Genomic DNA, 20386 nt, shown 5'->3' with positions numbered 1-20386 from the left:
CCATGCCCGATTTTTCCTGGATGGCCTGGACGACGCCGACCGCCCTCTTCTTCGTCACGATCGCCCTTCTGATCGCGCTGATGGGCGTTTGGGAATATGTCTCGCCGGGCGGGGGGCCGCGCTATGGGCTCCTGCGCTTCGAGACGACGCGCGGCGACCGCCTGTTCCTGTCGCTGCTCGGCTCGGCCTTCATCTGCCTCGGCTTCGTCGGGGTCGGCGGCGAGGACGCCAATCTCTGGATCGGCCTCGGCGTCTGCGCCCTCTACGCCCTTTTCGTCTTCCGCTTCGTCTGAGGCGGTTCCAACGGCTGCCTCAGCGTCCTTGGCCGATCGACGCCCGCAGCCTCATCCGATCGGCAACGAACATTCTCTGGGAGGAGACAGACACATGAAGAAACATTGGATGGCGTCCGCCGCGCTCGTCGCGCTGACGCTGGCGGGAGGACCCGCCTTCGCCGACATGGACGGCGCGAAGAAGTTCCTGGACTCGGAGATCAAGGACCTCTCCTCCTTGTCGCGCGCCGACCAGGAAAAGGAGATGCAGTGGTACATCGACGCCGCCAAGCCCTTCGCGGGGCTCGACATCAAGGTCGTGTCCGAGACCATCACCACGCATGAATACGAGTCGAAGGTTCTCGCCCCCGCCTTCACCGCCATCACCGGCATCAAGGTGACGCACGACCTCATCGGCGAGGGCGACGTCATCGAGAAGCTGCAGACGCAGATGCAGTCGGGCGAGAACATCTACGACGCCTATGTCAACGACTCGGACCTCATCGGCACGCATTGGCGCTACAATCAGGTCCGCAACCTGACCGACTGGATGTCCGGCGAGGGCAAGGACGTCACGTCCCCGACGCTCGACATCGACGATTACATCGGCACGAGCTTCACCACGGCCCCCGACAAGAAGCTCTACCAGCTTCCCGACCAGCAATTCGCGAACCTCTACTGGTTCCGCTACGACTGGTTCAACGACGAGAAGAACAAGGCCGACTTCAAGGCCAAATACGGCTACGACCTCGGCGTGCCGGTCAACTGGTCCGCTTACGAGGACATCGCCGAATTCTTCACCGGCCGCGAAATCGACGGCAAGAAGGTCTTCGGCCATATGGACTATGGCAAGAAGGATCCCTCGCTCGGCTGGCGCTTCACCGATGCCTGGCTTTCCATGGCCGGCAACGGCGACAAGGGCATTCCGAACGGGCTGCCGGTCGACGAATGGGGCATTCGCGTCAACGACAAGTCGCAGCCGGTCGGCTCATGCGTCGCGCGCGGCGGCGACACCAACGGCCCGGCAGCGGTCTACTCCATCGAGAAATATCTCGAATGGTTGAAGAAATACGCCCCGCCCGTGGCCCAAGGCATGAACTTCTCCGAGTCCGGCCCGGTGCCGGCGCAGGGCGAGGTGGCGCAGCAGATCTTCTGGTACACCGCCTTCACCGCCGATGCCGTGAAGCCGGGCCTGCCTGTGGTGAACGCCGACGGCACGCCGAAATGGCGCATGGCCCCCTCCCCGCACGGCGTCTACTGGCAGGACGGCATGAAGCTCGGCTATCAGGACGTCGGCTCCTGGCTCCTGATGCAGTCGACCCCGACCGACCGCGCCAAGGCCGCCTGGCTCTACGCGCAGTTCGTCACCTCCAAGACGGTGGACGTGAAGAAGAGCCATTACGGCCTGACCTTCGTTCGTGAATCCACCATCCGCGACAAGAGCTTCACCGAGCGCGCCAAGAATCTCGGCGGTCTCGTGGAGTTCTACCGCTCGCCGGCCCGCAAGCAGTGGTCGCCGACCGGCACCAACGTTCCGGACTATCCGAAGCTCGCGCAGCTCTGGTGGCAGGCGATCGGCGATGCGGCAGCCGGCAACAAGACCCCGCAGGAAGCCATGGACTCGCTCTGCGCCGAGCAGGAAAAGGTCATGGCGCGCCTGGAACGTGCCAAGGTCCAGGGCGACAAGGGTCCGGTGCTGAACGAAGAACACGACATGGACTACTGGGTCGCCGAGGCCAAGAAGAACGGCACGCTGGCGCCCCAGCCCAAGAAGGAGAACGAGAAGGAAAAGCCGGTCACCGTCAACTACGACGAGCTGGTGAAGAGCTGGGCCGACGCCATGCCGGCCGCCGCCAATAGCGGCGAAACGGGCACGGCGACGCCGGCCTCCGCCCCGGCGAAGTAAGCCTTCTTATCCAAGACAGGAGGGCCGGGAGCGATCCCGGCTCTTTTCGTATCGCTCCCGCATTTTCGCGTTCAGATCAGGAGTTTCCGATGGCCGGCTATATCCTCGCGATCGACCAGGGCACGACATCGAGCCGAGCCATCGTGTTCGACGGGTCCTTCCGCATCTCCGGGATCGGTCAGCAGGAATTCCGCCAGCATTTCCCGCGCTCGGGCTGGGTGGAGCACGACCCGGAGGACATCTGGAACTCCGTCGTCGCGACGGTCCGCTCGGCGCTGGCCAGTGCCTCGCTTTCGGCCGGCGACATCGCCGCGATCGGCATCACCAACCAGCGCGAAACCACCATCGTCTGGGACCGCCGGACCGGCGAGGCGATCCACAATGCCGTGGTCTGGCAGGACCGGCGCACCAGCGAGGCCTGCCGCCGTCTCGTGGAAGACGGCGCGGAAGCGGTGATCACCGCCAAGACCGGCCTCGTGATCGATCCCTATTTCTCCGGCACCAAGATCGCCTGGATTCTCGACAACGTCCCCGGCGCCCGCAAAAGGGCGGAAGCGGGCGAACTCGCCTTCGGCACGGTAGACTCTTTCCTTCTTTGGCGGTTGACGGGCGGGCGCGTCCACGCCACGGACGCCACCAACGCCGCGCGCACCATGCTCTTCGACATCGAGCGCAACGACTGGGACGACGAGCTTCTCCGCCTCCTCCGCGTGCCGCGCGCGCTTCTCCCCGACGTGAAGGACTGCGCGGCCGAGTTCGGCGTGACCGACCCCTCGCTCTTCGGCGCGGCGATCCCGATCCTCGGCATCGCGGGCGACCAGCACGCCGCGACGCTCGGACAGGCCTGTTTCCAGCCGGGCATGACGAAATCGACCTACGGCACCGGCTGCTTCGCCGTTCTCAACACCGGCACCACGCGCTGCCATTCGGGGAACCGCCTCCTGTCGACGGTGGCCTATCGCCTCGATGGCGTCAGCACTTACGCGCTGGAAGGCTCGATCTTCGTGGCAGGCGCGGCCGTCCAATGGCTGCGCGACGGGATGAAGCTGATGGACCGCGCCGAACAGTCCGGGCCGATGGCAGCGGAAGCCGACGAGGCGCAGGACATCTTTCTCGTTCCCGCCTTTGTCGGCCTCGGCGCGCCCCATTGGGACGCGGAGGCGCGCGGCGCCATCTTCGGCATGACCCGCAATACCGGGCCGAACGAGTTCGCGCGCGCGGCGCTGGAGGCCGTCTGCTTCCAGACCGCCGATCTCCTCGGCGCGATGGGCCGCGACTGGCAGGGTTCGGGCGACATGGTGTTGCGCGTCGATGGCGGCATGGTGGCGTCCGACTGGACCATGCAGCGCCTGTCGGACATCCTCGACAGCCCGGTGGACAGGCCGGTGGTTCTGGAAACCACCGCGCTCGGCGCGGCCTGGCTCGCGGGCCACAAGGCGGGCGTCTGGCCGGGCATGGAAGGCTTTGCCGCGAGCTGGCACCTGGAGCGCCGCTTCACGCCGCAGATGTCCGCCGTGGACCGGGGCCGCAAGCTCACCGGCTGGGCCGACGCGGTGAAGCGCACGCTGTCGCGCTGACGGGGCGGTTTTCGGTAACTCTGCGTCAACGGCGACATTCGGCGGACACGGGACTAGCTTGGTTTCCGTCCAACCGAAGGTCCCCGCGATGACAAGCCGTTCGCCGAGCCAGAACCAGACGCCCCGCCCGATCCATCCGGGCGTTTCCATCGGCCATGTCCATTTGAAGGTGGCCGATCTGGAGCGGGCGATCGACTTCTATTGCGGCGTCCTCGGCTTCGCCTTGACCGAGCGTCTGGGCAAACAGGCGGCTTTCGTGTCGGCCGGCGGCTACCATCACCATATCGGCCTCAACACCTGGGAAAGCGAAGGCGGCGCGCCCCCGCCGCGCGGCTCGACGGGCCTTTACCACGTCGCGATCCTCTACCCCGACCATGCGAGCCTCGCCGACGCGCTGCGCCGCGTTCTCCAAGCCGGCGTCGAGTTGCAGGGCGCAAGCGACCACGGCGTATCCGAGGCGATCTATTTCAGCGACCCGGACGGCAACGGCATCGAGATCTATGTCGACCGCCCGCGCGAAGCATGGCCGCGCGACGCGGAAGGGAACATGAGGATGACGCGCTCTCCCTTCGATCTCCGCGCCCTTCTCGACAAAAATCCGCCGGCCCTGGAACGGGCTTCCGAACCGGCCTAAGCCTTCGCCGCCAGCGAGGCGACGCGACGAAGCGCCAGCCGATAGCCTTCCGTGCCGAGCCCCGCGATCACGCCGTCGGCCCGCAGCGACACGAAGGAATGGTGCCGGAAGCTTTCGCGCTTATGAACGTTGGAGATGTGCACCTCGATCACCGTTCCCTCGAAGGCGTTCAAGGCGTCGAGGATGGCGACCGACGTGTGCGTGTAGGCGGCGGGGTTGATGACGATGGCAACCGCGCCTTCGCGCGCCTCGTGAATCCAGTCGATGATCTCGCCTTCGTGGTTCGACTGGTGGAAGCGCAGGGAAAGCCCGAGCTCATCCGCCAGCACCCGGCAATCGCGCTCCACGTCGGCCAGCGTTTCCGAGCCGTAGATCTCCGGCTGGCGCTTGCCCAGGAGATTGAGGTTCGGTCCGTTGAGGACGTAAACGAGGCTCATGCGATCAATCCTTCCGACGCCCCCGCCATGAAGGCAGAAGGCATGGGCTTGGCAAGGGGCGGGCGGACGAGCGCGAGATAGGCTTGCCCCATCACCTCGGTGGTTTGGGGCGGCCGGATGCCGGCGGCCAGCCGTTCCGCCAGTTTTGGCTCGGCGAGAAGGCGGGAAAGAAGGGCGGCAAAGGCTTTTGCGTCGCGCGGCTCGAAGAGAAGGCCATCCACGCCGTCCCTCACCTTCTCCGCGATGCCGCCATGGTTCGCGCCGATCACCGGCACTTGCGCCCCAAAGGCTTCCTGAATGACAAATGGCGCGTTCTCCTCCCAGGTCGAAGGGACGACCACGAAGTCGAGACCTGCCATGCGCTGAGCCACCTCCGTCCGCGCGTAGGCGCCCGGCCAGGACAGGCAGCCCTCACGGAGAAGCGGTTCGCGCAGGCGCTCCACCAGCGTCCGATACCAGACCGGCTGCGCTTCGAGCCGGCTCGCATGGATGTGGAAATGGAGCCGCGCCCGCTCGCTTGAAGGCAGAAGGTGAAGCGCGGCGAGTGCGAGATCGAGTCCCTTGGCGGCACGCGCCTGACCGAAGAAGCCGAGATGGAGGCGTCCGTCCGACAATGGCCGCGGCAGGCGCGCCATCGGCTCCAGCCCGTTCTCGATCACGGCGATGCGCGCCGGATCGATGCCCCAGCCCGCATGACGCGCCTTCACGAAACGCGATGGCGAGACGAAGCGGTCGACATGGGCCAAGCGTTCGAGGATGGCGGCACGGCGGCGCGCGAAATCCTCCGCCGGCCGGTCGGGAAAGCATCGGTGGCAGTTCGCCGGGGAAGCATCGCCGCAGGACACGCGCGCAAAGCCCGGCCGCGTCATCACCCCGCCGCTATGACACAGCGCGGCGAAGTCGTGGAGCGTCAAGACGATCCGGGCATCCGGCAAGGCGCGGCGGATTTCGGGAAGGATGTCGAGCCCGAGATGGGCGAAATGGTGCAGAAAGACGGCATCCGGCCGGGTGAGCCCAAGAAAGCGCCGGAAGGGCTCCAGGCTCCCTTCCCCTTCGTGCCAAAACCAGTCGGCGGTGGAGCGCCGCCAAAGATGCTCGCTCGGGGCCACCTCCTCGATCCCGCCCGTCGCCTCGCCGGAGACCCTTGCCAGAAGCCGCGCCTCGCGCACCTCGGGATGGCTTTTCAGCGCGCGAAACAGGTTGTCGGCCGCAAGCTCGCCCCCGCCGATGCCGGCGGCGACATGGCCGTGGGCGATCACGAGAACTCTCATCGCTCGCGCAAGGATTCCTCGAAATTCTCGAGGATCGGCGCGGTGAGGTACTGAAGAACCGTGCGGCCCTTGGTCGGCAGGATCACGGTCGCCTCCATGCCGGCGACGAGCTTCGGCCGCACGTCCTCGGGGATCGAGGCCGGGTCGAGAACGACCTCGATGGTGAAGGCCGGCGGCGTCGCGCGGCCTGCTTCGCTCACCACGTCGCGCGACACGAAGCGCAAGCGGCCCGACACCTTCTCGCGGCGGTACTTCATGAGGTTGCCGAGATTGATATCCACCGCCATGCCCTCGTGGATGCGGTCGATGTCGGTGGGCGTGATCTTGGCGCGGATGGCGAGGGCGTCAGATTCCGGCACGACGTCCAAGATCGGCTCGCCCGGCCGGATCACGCCGCCGACGGTGAAGACGCGCATTTCCTGCACGGTGCCGGCAACGGGCGAGCGGATGTCGGTGCGCGAAAGCTGGTCGAGGGCGACCTGGCGCTGTTCGCGGAAGTTGGCGACCTGCCGGCCGGTGTCCACCAGCGCGTTGGCCGCTTCCTGCTGGTAGTCTTTCCGCACCGCGAGCTTTCTGAGTTCCAGCTCGGCGATCTTGTCCTCACCCTTGATCGCGTCGTTGCGCGCTTTCTTGATCTGCCCCTCGTACTGCGCCTTCTGCCGCTCCAGCGTCGTGACGCGCGACAGGGCGACGAGGCCCTTGGCGAGAAGCGGGCGCACGCTCGCCAGTTCCTTGTCGACGCTTCGCATCTGGTCGGCGGCCGATTGGAGATCGAGGCGCGTTTGCGCGATCTCGTTCTTCGCCTGCTTGGCCTGCGCCTCGAGAAGCTCGATCGAGCCCGCCATGACCTGCCGGCGCGACTCGAACTCGCGGTGATTGTCCTCGATGGCGTCCGGCGCATAGCCGCTGAGGAGCGCCTCGGCTTCCGCCGGCACGACCATGTAATCCTTCACGTCGCGCTGCGCGGTATGGCGCGCTTCCGTGGCGAGCGCTCCGGCCAGCGCTTTCGCGGCATTGGCGGCGGCGGCCTCGATGCGCGTCGTGTCGAGGCGGATCAGCGTCTGGCCGGCCTCCACCCGGTCGCCGTCGCGCACCAGGATGTCGGAAACGATGCCGCCTTCCAGATGCTGGACGGTCTTGCGGTTGGTTTCCACGGCAAAGGTGCCGTTCACCACCACCGCCGCGTCGACATGGGCGAAGGCCGCCCAGCCGCCGCCGAGCCCGACCGACAGGAAAAGGACGATATAGCCGAGCCGCAGCGAGGCCCGCCAGTCGGTGCGAAGCGGCGGCGCTTCGGCAAGGGTCAGGGCGACGCTCATCGCATCGCGGCCCCGGCGACCGCTTCGAGGTTCAGAACCGGCGGCGCGGGCGGGGCCACGGGATTGCGCAGGCGCGGCAGGCGGTTGAAAATCTGCTCGCGCGCACCGATGGCCTGCACCGCGCCCTCGTGAAGAACGAGGAGATCGTCGCAGAAGCCGAGAAGGCTGATGCGGTGCGACACGACGATCACCGCCGCGCCCCGGTCGCGCAGGCCCTGCATGGCGCGGCCGAGCACCTGCTCGGCGCTCGCGTCGAGATTGGAGTTCGGCTCGTCAAGGACCACGAGGCGCGGCTCGCCGTAAACCGCGCGAGCGAGCGCGAGGCGCTGCCTTTGACCTCCCGACAGCGTATGGCCGCCAACGCCCAGGCGCGTCGCGTAGCCGTTCGGGAGGGTGCGAACGATGTCGTGGATGCCGGCGAGTTCCACGGCGGCGATGATCCGCTCGCTGGTGGCTGCCGGATCGAAGCGCGCGATGTTCTCGGCCACCGTGCCGGGCAGAAATTCCACGTCCTGCGGCACGTAGCCGATATGGCGGCCGAGTTCGTCCTGGTTCCAGTGGGACAGGTCCTGTTCGCCGAACACGACGGAGCCGCGTTTCGGCCTCCAGATGCCGGTGACGAGGCGCGACAGGCAGCTCTTGCCCGCTCCGCTCGGGCCGACCACGCCCAGGATGCGCCCCGGATGGAGCGTGAAGGACACGTCGTTGACCACCGGCTTTTCCGTGTCCGGCGGGCCGCCGACGAGGCGCGACACGACGAGGCTGCCGCGCGGAGCCGGCAGGGTCAGATGCGCCGTCGCCCCTTCCACCGAGCGCAAGAGCCCGTCGAGGCGCTTGGCGGCGAGCCAGAAGGACTGGATGGAACTCCAGTTGGTGATGATGTGCTGCAGCGGCCCCTGCGCGCGCATCATCATCATCAGAACCACGAACAAAACGCCGATATGGATCTCGTTGTTGAGAAACAGGAAGCCGCCGAGCCCGTAGACGATGATCATCTGCCCGTTCTGCACCATGCGCGGGATGAGGCCGAGGCGCGAGGCACGGTGCTGGGCGGCGGCGCGCCAGCCGAGGCCGTCGCGGTGAAGGGCGTACCAGCGATCGGTGAGAAACGGCAGCATGCCCATGACGCGCAGCGTTTCGGCGTTGCGCGCCACGGCGAGGCCGAATTCGTTGGCCTCCATATCGAGGCGCTGGGCGTGCTTCATGTGCCCCGCCGCGACATAATGGGTGGCGACCGATGCGAGGCCGAAGAAGGCGAGGAAGGCGAGGATCAGGACGCCGAAGATCGGGCTGATCACGAACATCACGATCACGAAGATCGGCGACCAGAAGGCGTCGATCAGGGCCGAGAGCGAGGGGCCGCACAGGAAGCGGCGTGTGGTGTGGAGATCGGCCAGCGCCTGCGCCGGCGTGCCGCCCGAGCCCTTCTTCTCGCGGTTGAAGGCGTCAAAGCAGATGCGCGTCAGCTTCTGGTCGATCACCGTTCCCATGCGCTCCAGGACTTCCGCGCGCACGACTTCCAGAAGCGTGTAGGTGACCGTGACGACGGTCGCGATGATGATGAGGGTGATGAGCGTGGACGCGTTGCGGCTCGTGCCGACGCGCTCCATGATGCCCATGGGGATGAAGGACATCGCCATGTAAAGGAAGGGCAGGAAGAAGCCGAAGCCGAGCAGCGCCGCGTAGCCGTAGGAGAAGTCGCGAAACAAGGCGACGAGCGGCGAGGAGGCGATCGGCTTCATGGGGCCTGCCGACGCGCGCGGGCACCCGAAGGCCGGCGCATGGCGCCCGTCCTTCCGCTGCCCTCGTGCTTCGCGCCGTCCCGCACCCGCTCGGCATCCTTTTCCAGTCACGGGAGTGCCGGACGCGATGCCGATCTCCCTTCCCGTCGATTTTGACAGGTCCGGGTAAAGGTCGGGTTAGGGAAGGATCACATCCGCGTCTTGACGCCGTTCTTCTCGATAAAGGCCTTCATCCGGTCGTAGCGCTCGGTGAAAAGGCTCTGGAAGCGGTTGAAGCGGGAGGGCGCGAAGGCGTCGGCCAGCGTTTGGCGCTCGAACTCCTCCGGCGTGTAGATCGGCAGGTCGAAGGTCTCGGCCAGTTCCTTGGAACGCGTGTCGTAGGAGAAGAGAACGCCCGGAACGCCGACCGCAACCGCCGGCAGCACGGCATGGACTCGGTAGCCGAGCGCGGCGTCGAACTGGGGCGCGTAGACGTCGTAGTCGCCGGGCGCGCCGACGTAATAAAGGCGGCTCTCGTAAAGATCACGAAGCGTGCGCCCCGTGGTTTCGTCGAACCAGCCTTCCGCCACCAGCTTGGCGGCGGCCGCTTCCATGTGTTTCGGGGCCTTGAAGAAAAAGGCCTTTTCTTCCGGCTCGCCATGGCAGGACAGATAAAGGTCGGACACGAGCGCGAGCTTGGCGATGATGCGCTTCTGCGTGAGCGCAAAGCGGGCGGGATCGACGGCGTAGTTCGAATCCACCTCGCGACGAAGCGAGAAGGTGACGCGCTTCGGGCCGTTCGCGGCGTGGGTCAGCTTCAGTTCCCGTTCGAGGCCCCGGAACATGGAGGGGCAGCCGACGATCTCGATGTTGTGGATGCCGTTGCGGTGCAGCGTTTCGGCGGAAAAAGCGCCGCGCACGCCGATAGCCGGCGAGCGGTCGGCGATGGCCTGCCAAACGCGCCGGTTTTCCTGCGGCAGGACGATGGGCCTCTCCTGTTCGGCCTGGGCTCCCACGCCGATGCAGAGCACCGGCAGGTCGAGCGCCTCGATCCATTCGAGAAAATGGCCCCAGTCCATGTGCTCGTGGATGTAGTTCGAGCCGCGCAGGAGAACGAAATCGCAAGTCGCCTTGAAGCGCTTCACCGCTTCTTCCGTCACCGGCTCATCGATATTGAGGATATGCCCGTCCTCGTAGTCCACGATGCGAAGGGTGGAGTCGTAAACGCAGATATCGCCGGTATTGTAGTAGGTTTCCAGCGTCGAGCGGAACGGCATATCGAACCAGACGGCCTCGTGCTTGTTCAAGCGCCGTCCCGAATATTTCACCAGTGCTGCGCGCATCGAACGAGGAACCTTGTCGGGGAGCATCGGCCGGGCTCAGTGAGCCGGCTCAAGCCAGAGGCTCGCAAAAAACGATTAAATTTGAATGGATCGACCGGCTTCACCCGAAGAAGGGCAGGCCTGGCACGGGAGGGGGTTCGGGCCTTGCACCCCCCGAAAGAAGGGCCGTGGCGCGCGGCAGGCAGACGGTCTTCAAGTCGTAGCGCGACACGATCCGCGCCCGCGCGCGTTTGCCTATGTCCGCATGGCGGCCGGGATCGGAAAGCACCTCGATCAAAGTCTCCGCGATGCGCCGATGCGCCCCGAAGGGCACGAGAATGCCCGTCTCGGCGTCGATCACCTCGCGCACCGGCGCGGTGTCGGAGGCGACCATCACGCAGCCCGCCGCCATGGCTTCGAGACACGACCATGACAGAACGAAGGGATAGGTGAGGTAGACGTGGGCAGAGGAGACACGCAGCACGTCGAGATAGTCGGCATAGGGCAGATGGCCGAGGAAGTGGATGCGCGACAGGTCGATCCTTTCCGCCACCTCGTCCAGGAAGATGCGGTGCCAGGTCTGGTTGCCGGGCGGGCGCTGGCCATAGGACGTGCCGAAGCCGCCGACCACCACGACCCGCGCGTGTGGCCGGGCGCGCATCAGTTCGGGAAGCGCGCGCATGAAGGTGTGGTAGCCGCGCAAGGGTTCGAGATTGCGCGCGACGAAGGTGACGATCTCGTCCTCGCGCGACACCACGCGGCCGTCGTCGAGGCGACAGGTGGCGTTCGGATCGGGGGCCACGAGCTCGGTGTCGACGCCCTCGTGGACGACGTCGATCTTGGCCGAAAACTCCGCCGGAAATGTCGAGCGCTGCCAAAGCGTCGGGGCGATGGCGGCGTCGCAATCGGCGAGCGCCAGAAGGCTCGACGCGTTGCGCGCCTGGAGCGCGGCCAGCCCGTCGACGCCGAGGCCCGGAAACTCGCGGTCGAAATTCACGTCGGAATCGTGCGGGCGGTAGAAATATTCGCAATAGTTGACGATGCGCGCCTGCGGAAAGGCCGCGCGCAAGGGCAGCGCCTCGCCCCAGCCGGAATGGACGACGACCACATCCGGCACGAAGCCGGTCTCGCCGAGCATGGTGGCGACATAGAGCACCTGTTCGGCGCGCCGGCATTCCAGATCGAAGCGGCGCGCGAAAGGATGCGTCCCGGCGATGCTGGCGGGGCTCAGCGAATAACGATGGAGAACGACACCCTTCAAGGGCCGCGCGGAATCTGCGCCGACCGCCCGCACCTCGTTGCCCGGATCGCTCGCCAGATACGCCGCCACATGCCGGAACTGCGCGGGAAAGTTGTTGTGGACGAAGAGGTACTTCACGGGAGCGCCGGCGCGCCGGCCGGCTCCTCGCAGAACAGCGCGCCTTCGGGCGTGTCGGTGAACAAGGCCTCGATCCGCCGCGCATCGGCATCGGGCATCAGGCAGAGCGCCCAGAGCGCGAAGGGGGTCTTGGCGACGCGCACCTCGGCGAACCCGGCGTCCAGCGCCGCTTCCCCGAGCGATTGCGCGCAAAAGCCGGTGCGATGCGCCATGAAGCCGTGGCCGGCCGCGATCGACGCGCCGTGGCCCCAGAGCATGTCGCGCGCGGTGATGAGACCGGCCGGCGACTGGTAGGCGACGGCGTCGAGCCCCTTCTCGACCACGAGACGCGCCACCGCCTCGATATCGGGACAGGTGACGAGCGCGAAACCGTCATCCGCCAGGACGCGCGTCCATTCACCGAGCGCTTTCGCCACGTCATGGGCCGCCAGATGCTCGATATTGTGCGAGGACCAAAGTGCGTCGAAGCTCGCATCGGCGACCTTGCCTCTCATGTCGGTCATGTCGGACACGACGTCGGGCTCGACGGACGGGTCGATGTCGAGCCGCACCTCGCGCCAGCCGTCCTTACGGAAGGCGGCATGAAGGCGGTTGGCGCCGGGCGGCCCGCTGCCGACGTTCAGAACGGCGCGCGCGCTCATGGGCGCAGGCCCTCCAGCGGGCTCGGCGGCGGGGGCGGCGCGAGATCCTGCCAGTCGATCCCCTCGTCGCCGTCGAAGAGATCGCTGCCGTCGAGGGCGAAATCCATCACCTCCAGATTGGCGAACATGAAGTCCATCGGGTCGCCGCGCGGGGCCGCGGGCTCCGCCGGCAGACCCGCCGGGACGGCATCGGCGCGCGGCAGGCGTTCGGGAGCGAGGTTGCGGCGCGAGAAAAGGAGGGCGGAAGCCAGATCGAGCGGCAGAAAGGACGCGCCGCCGAGCGCAGCGACAGCCTCGGCTCGAAGCGCCCCGAACCGGGTGGGATCGACGGAAAGGAAAGCGGAAGGCTCGCCGCCCTCCCCCGTCAAGGGCGCGAGCACGCCGGCGATGCGCAGGAGGTCGAGCGCTTTCGTCAGGCGCGCGCCGCCGTCCCGCAGCATGGCAAGCGTGTTGCGGATCGCCGCCATGTCGGGCGAAAGCGTGCCGGCTTCGGGATCGAGGCAGATCGGCGCGCCGCTCTTGCCGATCCGGGTGGAACCGGCAAAAACGTCGATTTCGTCGATGGGGCGACCGGTGCGCGGGCTCAGCGCGAAAGGCCAAAGGCGCAAGGCGATCGGCAGATAGGCCGCCTGCCAACGTCCTTCCTTGTCCACCTGGGGGCGGGCGAGAAAGGCGGGATCGAGCACGGCCCCGAGGCGCGGCGCGGCGCCCTCCATCCGCACGGCGAGCGGCAGGTGATGGGCGCTCAGAAGATATTCGGTGTCGTTCAAGGCCGCGAAGCCGAGACCGGGCGCGAAGCCGAAGCGGTCGAGCGGCCCGATGCGGCACTCGGCGAGGCTGGCGAGCGGCAGGACGTTCATGGCCGCGCCCGCTCGATGGCGGTCTTCATCGCCTGTCGCGCCGCGCCCAAGAGTACGCCTGCGCGAAACAGGGACAAGCGATGGAAACCGACGAGCCTTGCCGCCGGCGCGCCCAGCCGCGCGAGAACGGGGGCGAGGCGCGGTGTTTCGAAGGCGCTCGGCGCGACGACCAGAAGATCCGGCACGTCGCATTTCTGGCCGCCGCCGAGATCGAATTCGAGCGGCCAGGGCTCGAGAAGGTTCTCGGCAGCGAGCGCGTTGCCGATGGCGGCGGTCGCCGCGAAGTCGCGCTCGAATAGGGACAGCGCGCGAAGGCGAAGCTCGGCCCCGCGCGACAAGCGCCCGTCCGGCCCCGCCACCGCCGCGCCGACATCGCTCGGCTCGTCGGCGAGCGCGGCGTCGAGAAGGCGCGAATTGCCGGTGGGCGCAAGCGCTGTGTCGCCGGAAAACACGAAAGGATAGGCCTGAAGCGCCAGCGGCAGATGGCTCAAGGAGCGATCCGCGCCGGGCGGAAAGCCGGAGCCGTCCTCCAGAAGCGAGCGCAAGGCGACGAGTTCGGCCCCGTTCGCCCCGCGCCGCCAAACGAGCGGAAAGGTGCCGGCCAGCCGCTCGGCCTCGATGGACACAACCGGCACGACGCGGGCGCGGCGCGGCACGGGATAAGCGAAGGGCGAATAGATCCGCGAGGCCATCGCCTCCCCGGTCAGCGCCTGCGGGCTTTCCCCGATCATGGCGCGCTCACGCTTGCGGCCTCACCGGCACGAAGGCAGCGAAGGTGCCACCAGTCGCCGCAAAGTCGTAGCGCCCGTCGAGGTCGAGCATCAGAAGCTGCGCGCCGCCGAAGGAGTATTCGAGCCCGCCGCCGGGCGCGAGCGGGGCGCCCGGCAGATGCGCGCCTTCCACCACTTGGACGCGCGTTTCCCCCTTCGCCCAAAACCCGATGACGGGAGGAACGTGGGGAAAGGCGTCCCGCAACTCGCGGCGCAGAGGTTCGAGGTCGGCGGGGCGCAGGCCTTCGCGGATTTCCAGCTCCACCGGCTGGAGCATGTGCATCTCCAGGATCTCGGCGGCGGCGAGCGCCGCTTCCTCGCAACGTGCCGCCGTATCGGAGGCGGGAGCCCGGAAATGAAGGCGCTGCTCGCGCACGCCGAACTCCGACAGGGTGCGCAGGGCATCGTGTTGCGTTTGGGCAATCCAGCCGCGCGCCAACATCCAGCCGAGCGAGGCCGCGTCCCTGCCCTGCCGGCGGCGGTCCTCGCCGACGCTTTCCCGCGACACGAGACAGGTGCGCGCCTGCTTCAGGATCAGGCTGCCGCCCTCCAACCGCACGTCGAGAACGCGGGTGTCGTGCCAAGGCTCGGGCGCGATGGGGAAGCGGAAGCCGACCTTGCCTTCGCCGAAGCCCGCATCGGCGAGATCCTGGCGGAACAGATCCACCGTGCCGCCGCCGATGCAGGTCTCGTCCACGAAGGCGAGAACCCGCGCGCCCGTCAAGGCGACGCGCCGGGACGCGATCCATCCTTCGACGCGGGCCCGTGACACGAAGTCGATATGGCCGTGGATCATGGCAGGAAGGGCAGCGGCGAGGAAACCGCCAGCATGGACGCGAAGAAGGCCAGATAGCGCTCGGCCATGGCGGCGGCCGATGTCACCGGCGGGATGCCGGCGCGAAGCGTCGCGGCGTTGCGCGCATCCGCCGCCAGCCGCATGGCGCGCACCAGATCGCCCGCGTCGCCGAGCCGGAAATGGAGGCCCGACACGCCGTCGCGCACCTTCTCCGCCATGCCGCCGATGCCCGTGCAGATCACCGGCGCGCCGACCGAATAGGCCTCCTGAATGACGACCGGCGAGTTCTCCCACCATTTCGACGGCATCAGCACGTAATCGCATTCGCCCATCAGGCGATGAACGGACGCGTTGTTGTAGGCCCCCGCATAGCTGAGGAACGGATGGGTCTTCACCGCCGTCTCGAAGCGCTCGCAGAAGGCGGCGGACTGGCCGATCAGGTTGCCGTGGATGCGGATGCGCAGCTTCTGCGACAACACCGGATCGCGCGCCACGATCTCGGCCGCTTCCAGAATGACGTCGACGCCCTTGAAGGGGTTGATCTGACCGAAGAAGCCGAAGGTCCAGGTGTCGTCTGTCTTGGGCGACCGCTCGTGATGCGTTTCGCCGAGCAGGCCGTTCTCGATCACCGTCATGCGTTCGGGGGAAAGGCCCCAGTCGAGGAAGCGCTCGGCCAGAAAACGGCTCGGCGACACGAAGCCGTCGAAATCGCCGAAGGCGTCGAGCATGGTTTCGCGGCGCATGGCGAAGCGCGAGCGCGGCACCTCGGGAAAGCAGGTGCCGCAGGCCTCGTTGCCGCTCTTCTCGCACAGGATCTGCGCCCCACGCGTGATCATCTGGCCGTGATTCTGACAGATGGCAAGAAATTCGTGGATCGTCAGAAAGGCCGAAACGCCGGGCATGGCCTTGGCGGCCCGAAGGGCGTTGAGGCCGAGATTGAAGAAATGGTGGAAGTTGACGAGGCCGATCCCTTGTTCGCGCAGGATGGAAACGAGCTGCGCTTCCACGCCCTTCGGGGCGACATGGTAGAAATGGTCGTAGCGCTCGCCCTCGTAGAAGGTGGCGAACTCGTTTTCGTCGGCGAATGACAGTTTGTGCCGGTCGGCCATGTTGCAGGCGCCGACATAGATCGCGTCGATCCCGACCTGCCGGAGGCCCTTGAACAGGGAATAAGCGGCGATCTCCGCGCCGCCCTTCGACAAGGAGGGGTGGGAATGGGACACCACCGCCATGCGGTCGGGCAGAAGGCGGCGCGAAGGGCCGAAGCGTGGGGTCGGATCGAAGCGCATCAGACAGCCTCTTCCCCGCTTTGAGCGAACGCGCAGAGATCCTCGTCCACCATGTCGGCGAGGCGCGAGGCCTTGGGGCGCTCCAGCCGGATCGCCGCGCCCGGCACCACGCGGTCGCGACCGGGCGCTTGCGGCAAGCCGCCTGAGCGGAACGCGCCGCGTAGAGAGCGGGGTGCGGTGCGGCTCCAGCCGAGAAGCGCTGCCGTCGACCAGCCGAAGCAGGCGACGCCGAGCGCGCCATCGACGCGGTCGGGAAGCCCGTTGTCGTCGACGATCTCGAAGCGGTCCACGAAATGGCCGCGCCGCGACAAGCTGGCATCGACCGACCCCCAGCCTTCCGCCGTCAGCGCGAGGCCGCGCCCGACATAAAGGAAACGCTCGGCTCGCAGATGCGACAGGAGGAAAGGCAGCTCGGCGATCCCATCCTCCTCGTGCGGCAGCGCGAAGAGCGAAAGCGGTGCGGCGCTCGCCGCCTTCAACTCGCGGTAAAGAAGGCGCGCTTCGCCCCGCCCTGCCCCGCCGTCGCAAAGCAGCGCCACGCCTGTGCCGATGGCGAGTTCGCCCAAGCGCCGCGCCAGATGGTCGAAGACGAGACGCAGATTCGCCTGCTCGGCCGGGAGCCGGACGACCAGAAGCTTCTCGGCCGGCATCGCCTCGCCCAAAGCCGCCGGCTCGCGGGTGCGCTCCGCGATCTGGCGGTCGATCGCCTTGAGGAAGGCCGGATAAAACGGCTCGAAACGCAGCGCCGGAAACAAGCGCAGGACCTCTTCCCCGTCGGCGACCGGATCGAGCCGGCGGAGGGCTTTCGCCTCGACGCGCTGAACCGACATCGAGCCGTCGTCATGGACGATGCGCAGGAGCGGCACGCCCGAAGCCTCGGCCGGCAGCGCGCCGCGCAGCGCGGCCGTGAAGCCGGCGCGCTGCGTCACCGCGACCGAGCCGCCGAACACCGACTGGAGATCGGGGCGCGGCCGGAAGGAGGTCGATTCCGCTTCCGCCGTCAGCACGCAATCGCCGATCTTCATGTGAAAGGTCTCGACGCGCTTGGCCGGGCTCACCGCCCAGCCTTCCGCGAGGCAGCCGAAGCCCGGCAGCATCAGGAGGCGGTCGATGCCCCCTTCCGCGACGATGCCGGCGGCGGCGGCGTTGCCGACGAGCCAGGTCGAGCCCGCGCCAAGCACCTGCCCGATCGCCTCGGCGCTGAGGCCACCCGCGATGGCCTGCACCTGCCCATAGGCGGCCAGAAACGCATCGGTGCGAAGAAGGCGCGTGTGGGTGCCGAAGCGCAGGTGGTACTGGCCCTGGCGTCCGACATAAAGGAAGCCGTCCTTCGACAAAGCGGGCGGCGTCCAGCCCGTGTCCATCACGCCGACGACGCCGACCGAACCGGAGGGCAGGTCCTGCCGCTCGTAATGGAGAACGGCGATGCCGGCGGCGTATTTCTGCCGGTCGGCGACGACGGCGGGAAATTCGGGCTCGGTCCCGCGCTTCATCGAGCCGAGGAACCAGACCTGTCCCTCGGCGGCCAGATGCACGGCGTCGATCTGCCCGATCTCGTTGTCCGAGAACGGACGCAAGGGCGTGCGGGCGGTCAGCTCGGCCTCGGCCCGAAAGGCGGACAAGCGGCCGAGAAGCCGGTCGCCCTTGGTCACCCTCGGCTCCGAACTTGCCAGCGCGGCCAGAACCGACGCGCGCCAGGCTTCCACGAGTTCGCCGACAGTCGGATTCACCCCGGCGGAAGGGAGAAGCCGCGTTTCGGTGCCCGCGATCCGCACACCGACGGGAAGCCCGCTTCGATGGGAACCAAGCCGCGCCAGCCGCGCGAAGACACCCGCATCGAAGCGAAAGCCCGGCAGGCAGCTTTCCGAAAGGCGGTTCGCGACATCGCCGCGCGGCCGGCCCGTTTCACTGAGCGCGAAGGCATCCTCGCCGACCGTCAGTTCCAGTTCGAGCCGCATCTCCGGCCGGTCCAGAGCCAGCGCCCAGCCTTCGATCCCGGCGAGGGGATCGAACCGGTCGACCTGCCCCCGCCAGCGCGTGGAAACGCCGGGCGAAAGCTCGGGCGAGGCATGGTCCGTGATGATGGCGAGAAGCGACATGGCAGATCAGCCGGCAGGCGACGGCGCGTCCGGGAAGGGATCAGACCAGCTTGGCGGAAAGGATGTCGACGGCCGCGCCCTCGGGCAGAAGCAGTTCGACGGCGGCGCGCGCGTCGAGCATCACCAGATTGGCGCTCGACAACGGGTAGTCCACGAACATGGCGCCCCGCGCGTTGCCGGCCTCGGCGTCCTCGACATGGGACCCTTCCATGACACGCAAGGTCGCGCGCTCGCTCGTGTGGATCGCGGCGACGGGCACCGTTCCTTCACCGAGCCGCGCCAGTTCGGCAGCGAAATCGGCGGTGCTGCGCACGCGCCGCACCTCGACCTCGGCATCCGTTTCCGCATAGGATTCCAGAAGCGCGGCGGCGGCGATTTCCGGCCGCTCCGTGACCGCCTGATCCTCGCCGGCGACGCGGCGCACCAGACCGCGCTCGTAGACGCCGAGCGACCAGAGCATGCGCAGGTAATCGAAATCGGCCTGCGGGATGCGGCCGTTCTTCAGCGCCCATTTCAGTTCGGCCAGACGCCGGCGCACCACGGCGCGGTCGAGGCCCGTGACCACGGTTTCGCCGGTGGAAACGAAGGCGCCGTTCTGAAGGAGGATCGCGTCCGAGCCTTCCAGCTTCACCACTACCGAACCAATGGCGGCGGAGGCGACCGAGATCGGAAAGGAAAAGCCGAGATGGCCGTCGCCCATGCCGGCATCGGCGAGATCGGGGCGGAAGGTGTCCACCTTGCCGGCGCCGACGCAGGTCTGCCCCTGAAAGGCCAAAACGGTGCGATCGCGCACAAGCCCGTCCTCGGTGAAGATCCAACCCTGGATGACGTCGCCCGAAGCGAACTCGATACTACCCCGAACCATGTTCGCCCAAAGCCTTAAGCGCGATCGATGATCCAAGACTGTGCTTGAGACCTTACAAACAGGTATACTCGCATTTGAATAATTGGTTGTGACGCGACCTGCGCGGCCAAAACATGGCGATATCTCGAACGTTCTCAGCTCATGGTTAACGATAGCTTTTCACGGCTTCCCCTGCCCGCGATTCTGAAAAAACATCCCGGATCGATAGCGCCGTTTAATCCGGCATTTAGCTCGTTTCACTGAACACTTATCGTTAACTTGCTTTCCGGTGCCGGCTACGCTGAATTTCAGGGACAAACAGTTCGAGATGCGAGCATGAGCGATCAGGAACGTCGCGCCATTCTTGCGGTGGGTCGCGGTCTTCACACGCTGACCTACCGCTTCGACCCCGCCTTCGCCCTGGCGTTGGAGGCGGCGCCCACCGTGCGCGTCGCCAATGCGTCGGAGGGCATCTTCCTTGTTTCCGCGCCCGGCGAGGCGTTCGGCGTTCTTTCCGCGCCCGGACGCGGCCTCGTCGTGGTGGCGGAAGCGGAGGGCACGATCGAGCTTGTTCTCACGGCAGCGCGGGCCGGCGGCAGCCTTGCCGCCGATATCGATCTGACGCGCGTCGAAGCGCCCCGTCCGACCCTGTCGCGCGAGGCCTCCTCGCGCCCCGAACTGCCCGATGGCGGCGTCGAGTTCCTGACGCGCGCCCATGTCTCGCTGCGCGGCGACGTGTCGGCCGGGCGCGGCAACTGGATCGGCGGCCCGGAATCGCCCGGCCGCATCGAAGGATTGGAGATCCGCGTTTGCGGGCCGGGCATGCCGCTGGAATACCAGGTGGCCACAGCCGGGCGCACCGGCGGCTGGTCGTCCTGGTTTCCGGCCGGCAGCTACGCCGGCTCGCGCGGCAAGGCCGCGCCGTTGATCGGGCTGCGCGTCCGGCTGGCCGACGGCGCGGCGCCGGGCCTCGTTCTGAAGGCCGAAGCCCTGTTTCTCGGCGGCGTTCCGGTGTCGCGTTCCGGGCGCGAGGTCGAACTCGTCGGCCCCTCGCCGCTCGATCCGCTGGTCGGGCTGCGGCTCGATCTCGCCAGCGCCGCCGACGCTGCTTCCGCCGACCATCCCGGCGAGGTGAGCCCGGCCACCCGCACGTCGCGCCTTCGCGTGTTCCGAAGAAGCCTGCCCGAATCCGAGGCCGCATGAGTTTAGAGGCCCACCGATATGCGATGTCCGCCCTCGCTTCGCGCGAG

At 67.3% G+C, this 20386-nt stretch carries 18 protein-coding genes; 5 read left to right on the top strand and 13 right to left on the bottom strand.

All coding sequences use genetic code 11. The annotated features are described in order from the left end of the window. Positions 1 to 2: 2 nt before the first annotated feature. The 4 genes from F9929_RS00725 to F9929_RS00710 all read left to right on the top strand — a co-directional run bounded on the left by F9929_RS00725 (position 3) and on the right by F9929_RS00710 (position 4389). Entirely contained in the window at positions 3 to 293 is a 291-nt protein-coding gene (locus tag F9929_RS00725; protein ID WP_152044613.1) for a DUF2160 domain-containing protein, read from the top strand. Between the two features lie 94 nt (positions 294 to 387). Beyond that, entirely contained in the window at positions 388 to 2178 is a 1791-nt protein-coding gene (locus F9929_RS00720; protein WP_235918915.1) for an ABC transporter substrate-binding protein, read from the top strand. Positions 2179 to 2267: 89 nt separating this feature from the next. After that, complete coding sequence (gene glpK, locus F9929_RS00715; RefSeq protein ID WP_152044612.1) at positions 2268 to 3755, top strand: glycerol kinase GlpK; 1488 nt, start codon at positions 2268 to 2270, stop codon at positions 3753 to 3755. Positions 3756 to 3843: 88 nt separating this feature from the next. Then, complete coding sequence (locus F9929_RS00710) at positions 3844 to 4389, top strand: VOC family protein (protein WP_152044611.1); 546 nt, start codon at positions 3844 to 3846, stop codon at positions 4387 to 4389. Here F9929_RS00710 and aroQ read toward each other — a convergent pair. From aroQ to F9929_RS00645, 13 genes are all read right to left on the bottom strand, one after another. After that, a complete protein-coding gene (gene aroQ, locus F9929_RS00705; protein ID WP_152044610.1) occupies positions 4386 to 4826 on the bottom strand; it encodes a type II 3-dehydroquinate dehydratase in 441 nt (146 codons plus the stop codon). The two genes, F9929_RS00710 and aroQ, sit on opposite strands and share 4 nt — an antisense overlap. Continuing rightward, entirely contained in the window at positions 4823 to 6097 is a 1275-nt protein-coding gene (locus F9929_RS00700; protein ID WP_152044609.1) for a glycosyltransferase, read from the bottom strand. The genes aroQ and F9929_RS00700 overlap by 4 nt, the downstream gene beginning before the upstream one ends. Further along, a complete protein-coding gene (locus F9929_RS00695) occupies positions 6094 to 7416 on the bottom strand; it encodes an HlyD family type I secretion periplasmic adaptor subunit (protein WP_152044608.1) in 1323 nt (440 codons plus the stop codon). Before F9929_RS00695 ends, F9929_RS00700 begins: the two co-directional genes overlap by 4 nt. Continuing rightward, entirely contained in the window at positions 7413 to 9158 is a 1746-nt protein-coding gene (locus F9929_RS00690) for a type I secretion system permease/ATPase (protein ID WP_152044607.1), read from the bottom strand. The genes F9929_RS00695 and F9929_RS00690 overlap by 4 nt, the downstream gene beginning before the upstream one ends. A gap of 188 nt (positions 9159 to 9346) precedes the next feature. Beyond that, a complete protein-coding gene (locus tag F9929_RS00685; RefSeq protein WP_193227558.1) occupies positions 9347 to 10480 on the bottom strand; it encodes a polysaccharide pyruvyl transferase family protein in 1134 nt (377 codons plus the stop codon). A 100-nt stretch (positions 10481 to 10580) separates the two neighbouring features. Beyond that, entirely contained in the window at positions 10581 to 11837 is a 1257-nt protein-coding gene (locus tag F9929_RS00680; RefSeq protein ID WP_152044605.1) for a glycosyltransferase, read from the bottom strand. Beyond that, a complete protein-coding gene (locus F9929_RS00675) occupies positions 11834 to 12478 on the bottom strand; it encodes a class I SAM-dependent methyltransferase (RefSeq protein ID WP_152044604.1) in 645 nt (214 codons plus the stop codon). Before F9929_RS00675 ends, F9929_RS00680 begins: the two co-directional genes overlap by 4 nt. Next, the gene (locus tag F9929_RS00670) at positions 12475 to 13338 is read right to left on the bottom strand and encodes a SapC family protein (protein ID WP_193227557.1); all 864 of its coding nucleotides are present in this window, start codon (positions 13336 to 13338) and stop codon (positions 12475 to 12477) included. Before F9929_RS00670 ends, F9929_RS00675 begins: the two co-directional genes overlap by 4 nt. Further along, on the bottom strand, positions 13335 to 14069 hold the full coding sequence (locus F9929_RS00665; protein ID WP_152044602.1) for a SapC family protein: 735 nt from the start codon (positions 14067 to 14069) through the stop codon (positions 13335 to 13337). Before F9929_RS00665 ends, F9929_RS00670 begins: the two co-directional genes overlap by 4 nt. Positions 14070 to 14076: 7 nt before the next feature. Beyond that, entirely contained in the window at positions 14077 to 14904 is an 828-nt protein-coding gene (locus tag F9929_RS00660; RefSeq protein WP_152044601.1) for a hypothetical protein, read from the bottom strand. Beyond that, the gene (locus F9929_RS00655; protein WP_152044600.1) at positions 14901 to 16193 is read right to left on the bottom strand and encodes a glycosyltransferase; all 1293 of its coding nucleotides are present in this window, start codon (positions 16191 to 16193) and stop codon (positions 14901 to 14903) included. The genes F9929_RS00660 and F9929_RS00655 overlap by 4 nt, the downstream gene beginning before the upstream one ends. Further along, complete coding sequence (locus tag F9929_RS00650) at positions 16193 to 18292, bottom strand: hypothetical protein (RefSeq protein ID WP_152044599.1); 2100 nt, start codon at positions 18290 to 18292, stop codon at positions 16193 to 16195. The genes F9929_RS00655 and F9929_RS00650 overlap by 1 nt, the downstream gene beginning before the upstream one ends. Positions 18293 to 18332: 40 nt before the next feature. Then, positions 18333 to 19157 carry a hypothetical protein gene (locus F9929_RS00645; RefSeq protein ID WP_152044598.1) on the bottom strand — a complete coding sequence of 275 codons (825 nt, stop codon included), beginning with the start codon at positions 19155 to 19157 and terminating at the stop codon, positions 18333 to 18335. 315 nt (positions 19158 to 19472) lie between these two features. Between F9929_RS00645 and F9929_RS00640 the strand changes: the two genes are divergently transcribed. Beyond that, positions 19473 to 20339, top strand: a complete 867-nt coding sequence (locus F9929_RS00640) for a hypothetical protein (RefSeq protein WP_152044597.1) — start codon at positions 19473 to 19475, stop codon at positions 20337 to 20339. Positions 20340 to 20386 lie beyond the last annotated feature (47 nt).

Origin of the sequence: Aureimonas psammosilenae (assembly GCF_009176975.1) — a bacterium.
Classification (GTDB): Bacteria; Pseudomonadota; Alphaproteobacteria; order Rhizobiales; family Rhizobiaceae; genus Plantimonas; species Plantimonas psammosilenae.
This window is presented reverse-complemented; position numbering and strand designations above follow the sequence as displayed.

Excerpts from the sequence above, each read along its gene's own strand:
- F9929_RS00695 (WP_152044608.1), bottom strand. The coding sequence starts at position 7,416 with ATGAGCGTCGCCCTGACCCTTGCCGAAGCGCCGCCGCTTCGCACCGAC.
- F9929_RS00685 (WP_193227558.1), bottom strand. The coding sequence starts at position 10,480 with ATGCGCGCAGCACTGGTGAAATATTCGGGACGGCGCTTGAACAAGCAC.
- F9929_RS00665 (WP_152044602.1), bottom strand. The coding sequence starts at position 14,069 with ATGATCGGGGAAAGCCCGCAGGCGCTGACCGGGGAGGCGATGGCCTCG.
- F9929_RS00640 (WP_152044597.1), top strand. The coding sequence starts at position 19,473 with ATGAGCGATCAGGAACGTCGCGCCATTCTTGCGGTGGGTCGCGGTCTT.
- F9929_RS00720 (WP_235918915.1), top strand. The coding sequence starts at position 388 with ATGAAGAAACATTGGATGGCGTCCGCCGCGCTCGTCGCGCTGACGCTG.
- F9929_RS00645 (WP_152044598.1), bottom strand. The coding sequence starts at position 19,157 with ATGGTTCGGGGTAGTATCGAGTTCGCTTCGGGCGACGTCATCCAGGGT.
- F9929_RS00700 (WP_152044609.1), bottom strand. The coding sequence starts at position 6,097 with ATGAGAGTTCTCGTGATCGCCCACGGCCATGTCGCCGCCGGCATCGGC.
- F9929_RS00725 (WP_152044613.1), top strand. The coding sequence starts at position 3 with ATGCCCGATTTTTCCTGGATGGCCTGGACGACGCCGACCGCCCTCTTC.
- F9929_RS00670 (WP_193227557.1), bottom strand. The coding sequence starts at position 13,338 with ATGAACGTCCTGCCGCTCGCCAGCCTCGCCGAGTGCCGCATCGGGCCG.
- F9929_RS00710 (WP_152044611.1), top strand. The coding sequence starts at position 3,844 with ATGACAAGCCGTTCGCCGAGCCAGAACCAGACGCCCCGCCCGATCCAT.
- F9929_RS00690 (WP_152044607.1), bottom strand. The coding sequence starts at position 9,158 with ATGAAGCCGATCGCCTCCTCGCCGCTCGTCGCCTTGTTTCGCGACTTC.
- F9929_RS00650 (WP_152044599.1), bottom strand. The coding sequence starts at position 18,292 with ATGTCGCTTCTCGCCATCATCACGGACCATGCCTCGCCCGAGCTTTCG.
- F9929_RS00660 (WP_152044601.1), bottom strand. The coding sequence starts at position 14,904 with ATGATCCACGGCCATATCGACTTCGTGTCACGGGCCCGCGTCGAAGGA.
- F9929_RS00675 (WP_152044604.1), bottom strand. The coding sequence starts at position 12,478 with ATGAGCGCGCGCGCCGTTCTGAACGTCGGCAGCGGGCCGCCCGGCGCC.
- glpK (WP_152044612.1), top strand. The coding sequence starts at position 2,268 with ATGGCCGGCTATATCCTCGCGATCGACCAGGGCACGACATCGAGCCGA.
- aroQ (WP_152044610.1), bottom strand. The coding sequence starts at position 4,826 with ATGAGCCTCGTTTACGTCCTCAACGGACCGAACCTCAATCTCCTGGGC.
- F9929_RS00655 (WP_152044600.1), bottom strand. The coding sequence starts at position 16,193 with ATGCGCTTCGATCCGACCCCACGCTTCGGCCCTTCGCGCCGCCTTCTG.